General features: G+C 71.4%; 7 protein-coding genes. 3 read left to right on the top strand and 4 right to left on the bottom strand.

Annotation, left to right across the window (positions count from 1 at the left end):
- The 3 genes from ACE3O1_RS14765 to ACE3O1_RS14755 all read left to right on the top strand — a co-directional run.
- Window positions 1-492: DUF72 domain-containing protein (locus ACE3O1_RS14765; protein WP_374316333.1), on the top strand; the 492-nt coding region annotated here is incomplete at its 5' end.
- A gap of 105 nt (window positions 493-597) precedes the next feature.
- Window positions 598-720 (top strand): hypothetical protein, encoded by a 123-nt coding sequence (locus tag ACE3O1_RS14760; protein WP_374316331.1) that lies wholly within the window; start codon window positions 598-600, stop codon window positions 718-720.
- 5 nt (window positions 721-725) lie between these two features.
- Complete coding sequence (locus tag ACE3O1_RS14755; RefSeq protein ID WP_374316335.1) at window positions 726-1,400, top strand: DUF6766 family protein; 675 nt, start codon at window positions 726-728, stop codon at window positions 1,398-1,400.
- 9 nt (window positions 1,401-1,409) lie between these two features.
- Here the strand turns inward: ACE3O1_RS14755 and ACE3O1_RS14750 are convergent, their stop codons facing one another.
- The 4 genes from ACE3O1_RS14750 to ACE3O1_RS14735 form a co-directional block, all read right to left on the bottom strand.
- Window positions 1,410-2,201 carry a glycosyltransferase family 2 protein gene (locus tag ACE3O1_RS14750; RefSeq protein ID WP_374316329.1) on the bottom strand — a complete coding sequence of 264 codons (792 nt, stop codon included), beginning with the start codon at window positions 2,199-2,201 and terminating at the stop codon, window positions 1,410-1,412.
- A gap of 10 nt (window positions 2,202-2,211) precedes the next feature.
- Window positions 2,212-3,180 (bottom strand): LLM class F420-dependent oxidoreductase, encoded by a 969-nt coding sequence (locus ACE3O1_RS14745; protein ID WP_374316327.1) that lies wholly within the window; start codon window positions 3,178-3,180, stop codon window positions 2,212-2,214.
- Between the two features lie 102 nt (window positions 3,181-3,282).
- On the bottom strand, window positions 3,283-4,248 hold the full coding sequence (locus tag ACE3O1_RS14740; RefSeq protein ID WP_374316325.1) for a DUF389 domain-containing protein: 966 nt from the start codon (window positions 4,246-4,248) through the stop codon (window positions 3,283-3,285).
- A gap of 92 nt (window positions 4,249-4,340) precedes the next feature.
- A complete protein-coding gene (locus ACE3O1_RS14735) occupies window positions 4,341-4,883 on the bottom strand; it encodes a cysteine hydrolase family protein (protein WP_374316323.1) in 543 nt (180 codons plus the stop codon).
- Between the last annotated feature and the right edge of the window lie 194 nt (window positions 4,884-5,077).

Genomic DNA, 5,077 nt, shown 5'->3' with positions numbered 1-5,077 from the left:
AAGCGGCTCTACGGTCCGGAGGCGTGGGCGGAGCGGATCGTGGAGGGGTGGCGGGCGCTCGGCGACCGGCAGTCCGCGCTGCTGGCGCAGCTGCCCCCCACGATGCAGCGCGACGACGCACGCCTGGACTACTTCCTCGGCGCGCTGCCGGCCGACCTCCGCGTCGCGGTCGAGCTGCGGCATCCGTCCTGGAATCACGACGAGGTGTTCGGGCTTCTCGAGCGGCGGCGGGCGTCGTACGTCGTGATGAGCGGCGCAGGGCTCGACTGCATCCTCCGCGCGACGACCGACTTCGTCTATGTCAGGCTGCACGGGCCCAGCGATCAGCACCTGTACGCGGGGTCGTATTCCGACGACGACCTCGCCTGGTGGGCGGATCGCTGCCGCGAGTGGGACGCGCAGGGCAGGGACGTGTTCGTCTACTTCAACAACGACGGCGAAGGGCACGCGGTGCGCAACGCCTGGACGCTGCGGCGGATGCTCGGTCTCTGACGGGACGGGCGGGACGGTGGCTGTCAAGCCGGTTCCCGCAGGCGGCGGCGAGCGCCGAAGATGACGATGGCGCGCGGTTCGCGAGCGCGCAGGAGGGAGCTCACCGTGGATTTCACGCCTGAGGAGGAGGGCGCCCGCCGCGGCGAGGCCGCCGTCTTCTGGTCATGGATCGGCGTGCTGACCCTGGGACTCGCCTACATGATCGCGATCCCGCTGAGCGGCAGGTGATCGAGATGCGCCCGCTGCGGGACAACGCCCTGAGCATCCTGTTCGGGGCACTGTTCGTGGTCGCGCTCCTCGGGCAGTCCCTCGCGGGCTGGCTCGAGAACAACGAGATGCTCGCCGAGCACGGGAGACCTGCCGAAGGGCTCTTCGCATTCGTCACCTCGTCCGATTTCGTCGTCGACGTGGCGGAGAACTGGCAGTCGGAGTTCCTGCAGTTCTTCCTCTTCATCGCGGCGACGATCTGGCTGGTCCAGCGGGGCTCCCCGGAATCGAAGAAGCCCGGTGACGAGGGCGTCGGCAGCGACGAGGAGCAGCTGGTCGGCAGGCACGCCCGGCCCGACTCGCCCGAGTGGGCTCGGGCTCGGGGCATCCGGCAGACGCTCTACTCCAATTCGCTGCTCCTCGTGATGGGTGCCGTGTTCGCCCTGTCGTGGCTCGCGCAATCGCTGGCGGGACTCGTCGTCATGAACGAGCAGAATGCGCAGCACGGCGAGCCGGCGATGGAGTGGATCGACTATGTCGCGTCCCCCGACTTCTGGAACCGCACGCTCCAGAACTGGCAGTCCGAGTTCCTCGCCGTGGGTGCGATGATCGCGCTGTCGATCTTCCTCCGCCAGCGAGGGTCCAGCGAGTCCAAGCCCGTCGGCGCGCCGCATCACGCGACAGCGGTCGAAGGCGAGTGAGCCGACCCGTCACCGGGAGGCGGGAGCACCGGGGTGCGCGGGCGTCCGGCCCCGCCGTGCCGCCATGCGCGCCGCTCCGAGACGGATCCATCGACACGGCGGGAAGTCGCGCGGCCAGTGGACGGTCACCGAGTGGATGCCGCGTCCGATCCGGTGACCGAACGACCCGGCGTCGCCGAAAGGCCGCATCGAGATCCCCATGCTGAGCCCGGTTCGGTAGCGGATCGCGTGACGTTCGCCGACGTGGAACGCGAGGTCGAGGTCGTCGTGCACCTCGGGGTCGTCGCGGTGCACGGCCTGCCCCACGTTGAGCCAGACCGACCTGCGCAGGGCCAGGTTGGACCCGAACAACGGGAGGTGCCCCAGCGCCGGGAAGGTGACCGCCGCATAGGAGAGCAGGTAGAGCGCGGCCAGCGGCGCGCGCAGCCACCGCGGCCCGTCGACGAACCGCGCTCCGCCGGTGATCGCACCGACGGCGGGATCCGCTTCGAACGCATTCAGCATCCGCTCGATCCACTCCGGCGACGGACGGCAGTCGGCGTCGAGCCGCAGCAGAAGGTCGCCCGACGCCGCGTCGTAGCCCGCCGCGCTCGCCGCCGGGATGCCGTCCCGGTCGCATCGGACGACGCGGGCACCGGCGCGGACGGCGACCCGCGCGGTGTCGTCGCTCGAACCGTTGTCGACGACGACCACCTCGTCGGCGGGGCGGGACTGGGAGGCGAGCGCCGTGAGGCAGCCGGCGAGCGCGACCGCGTCGTCCTTCGCGGGGATCACGACCGATACCGAACGGATGCCGCGCACGGCGGTTCCCTCAGACCAGGGCCCGCACGCGCTCCAGCAGCGGACCCGCCGCCTCGGCCAGGAAGCGCTCCTGCTGCTCGTCGCCGATCTGGACGATCGCGATGTCGGTGAACCCCGCTTCGAGGAACGGCCGGACGCTCTCCGCGAGCTCGTCGAGGTCGGGCCCGCACGCGATGGACTCGGCCACGTCGTCGGTCCGCACGAACCGGCTGGCCGCCTCGAATCCGGCCGGAGTGGGCAGATCCGCGTTCACGGGCCAGCCGCCCCCGAACCAGCGGAACTGGTCATGGGCGCGATCGACCGCGGTCTCGAGGTCGGGATCCCAGGAGATCGGCACCTGGCCGATCTTGCGGGACGAGCCCTCGTGCGCGGCATCCCATCCGGTCACGAGCTCGCCGTCCGGCGCGACGGCGATCATGTGGTCGCCCAGCGGGGCGAACCGCTCGATCGACTCCCCGCCCGACACCGCGATCCCGATCGGCACTCCGCCGTCGGGCACATCCCACACGCGGGCGGAGTCGACGCGGAAGTATTCCCCGGCGAACGTGACGAGCTCGCCGGTGTGGAGCTCGCGGATGATCTCGACCGCCTCCTCGAGCATGCTCTGGCGCGTGTCCACGGACGGCCAGCCCTGCCCGACGACATGCTCGTTGAGGCTCTCCCCCGAGCCCAGCCCCAGCACGAAGCGCCCCTCGGACAGCAGCTGCATCGTGGCCGACTTCTGGGCGACGACCGCCGGGTGATAGCGCATGGTCGGGCACGTGACATAGGTCATCAGGTCGACATGCGAGGTGACCTGCGCCACGGCGCCCAGCACTGTCCACGCGTACGGCGCGTGGCCCTGGCTCGTGAGCCACGGCGAGTAGTGGTCGCTCGAGACCTCGAAGTCGAAGCCCGCGTCCTCGGCCGCCTGGGCGTAGTGCACGAGCTCGCGCGGTCCGCTCTGCTCCGTCATCAGGGTGTAGCCGAACCGGACCATGCTCGTTCCTCGCTCTCGTCAGCGCCGCGAGTCCGCGACCCTTCGAGCCTGCGGGTCCGCGCGGGCGGACGGCACGGGCTTGACAGGTCCGCCGGGGCCCGGCTACTCGGACGGGCCGAGCTCGACGACATAGGCGGGGACGAACTGCACGGTGACGCGCGCGGGGTCCACGCCGGCATCCTCCAGCGCCGAGGTGAGGCTGTCGGTGTCGGGCTGCTCAACCGAGCCGGTCAGCGTCACCTCGGCGGTGCCGCCGTCCGTGGTCACGCCGACGAGGTCCCAGCCGTGGTCCTCGGCCCAGGGGACGACGGCCGAGCGCACGTCCGCCTCGAGGGAGATCTGCTCGGTCGACTGCAGCGACGTCACCGTCAGCGGCACGGCGATGATCAGCAGCGTCACCGCGATGAACACGATCGATCGCCGGGGCGACGGCGGCTTCTCGCCGACCGGACGGTCGGCGGCGGCATCCGCTCGCGCCCGGATGCGGTAGATCGCCAGCACCACGACTCCGGCGGCGAGGATGGCGGCGACGTTGGTGGCGAAGAGGAGGAGGGCGCCCAGCGCCTGGTCCCACGCCTGCGACTCCAGCGTGAGCCCCACGACCGTGAGCGGCGGCACCAGCGAGATCGCGATCGCGACCCCGGGAAGGGTGTCGGAGATGTCGGAGCGCACCAGCGCGATCACTCCCACGGCGCCCGTCGCGAGCGCCGCCAGCAGATCGATGAGGTCGGGGGCCACACGCTGGGCGACCTGCGGGTTGGTCGCCGCGACCACCGGCGCCGCCACGAGCAGCCCGACGCCGTAGCCGATCGCGATCGCGGTGGCGCCGCCGGCGAACACCATCCCCCACGAGCGGATCAGGTTCGCCCGGTCGCCGAGCACCGTCGCCAGCACGATGCCGAGGATCGGGGTCATCAGCGGCGCGACGATCATCGCGCCGATGACGGTGGCGTCGGAGTCGGCGACGACGCCCGCCGCCGCGATGACGCCCGACAGGATCAGCAGCAGCCAGAACCGGCTGAATCGGCGGGGTGCGTCGGCGCCCTCGAAGAAGACGTCGTCTCGCATGTGCGCCACGGTGTTCATCGGACCCCCCACCGCCGCCCCCTCCGGGACGCTCGAGACGAATCTAGTGTCGACCTCGCCTGCGGGGAACGCTCTCAGCCGACGAGTCGGGCGACCGGCACCACCCGGGCGTAGGCCGAGGCGAGTGCGGCCATGAAGGCCGCATGCACGTCCGCGCCGCCGACCCGCGCACCGTCGTACTCGAGGTCCGGGGCCGCACAGGCATCGCCGGCCACCGTCACGGCGTAGCCGAGGTCGGCCGCAGCGCGCACGGTGGCGTCCACGCACATGCTGCTCATCATGCCCACGACGAGCAGATCGGATGCCTCGGCACCGCCGAGCAGGTCGTGCAGCGGGGTGCCGAGGAAGGCGTTCGGGAGGGTCTTGCGCACCAGAGCCTCTCCGGCGAGCGGGGCGACGCGCGCATCGATCTCTCCACCGGGGGTGCCCGGGACGAGCATGTCGGCGCCCTCCTCCCGGCTCTCGTGCTGCACGTGGATCACGCGGCCGCCGGTGCTGCGGTGGTGCGCCAGGAGCACGGCGGCCCTGTCTGCTGCGGCATCCGCGCCCACCAGTGGGTACGCCCCACCGGGGAAGTAGTCCCGCTGGATGTCGACGATGACGAGGATCTGGGGCATGCGGCGCTCCTGGAGTCGGGTGGTCCTCAACCGTAACCCGGCCAGTCAGGCGGGCAGCGTCACGAGGAGAGCGCCCGGGTCGAGGTCGAGCATCGCCTCGACCGAACGCAGCAGCATCCGGGTGCGCTCCGACGCGTCCTGCCACGCGACGAGCGAGTGCGCGTTGAGTCCGTCGACCATGCCGAGGATCTGCG

It is taken from the genome of Microbacterium sp., from assembly GCF_041909575.1.
Lineage (GTDB): Bacteria > Actinomycetota > Actinomycetes > Actinomycetales > Microbacteriaceae > Microbacterium.
Note: the sequence above shows the minus strand (reverse complement) of the source record. Positions and strands in the feature narration are given on the sequence as shown.

Excerpts from the sequence above, each read along its gene's own strand:
- ACE3O1_RS14755 (WP_374316335.1), top strand. The coding sequence starts at position 726 with ATGCGCCCGCTGCGGGACAACGCCCTGAGCATCCTGTTCGGGGCACTG.
- ACE3O1_RS14745 (WP_374316327.1), bottom strand. The coding sequence starts at position 3,180 with ATGGTCCGGTTCGGCTACACCCTGATGACGGAGCAGAGCGGACCGCGC.
- ACE3O1_RS14740 (WP_374316325.1), bottom strand. The coding sequence starts at position 4,248 with ATGCGAGACGACGTCTTCTTCGAGGGCGCCGACGCACCCCGCCGATTC.
- ACE3O1_RS14735 (WP_374316323.1), bottom strand. The coding sequence starts at position 4,883 with ATGCCCCAGATCCTCGTCATCGTCGACATCCAGCGGGACTACTTCCCC.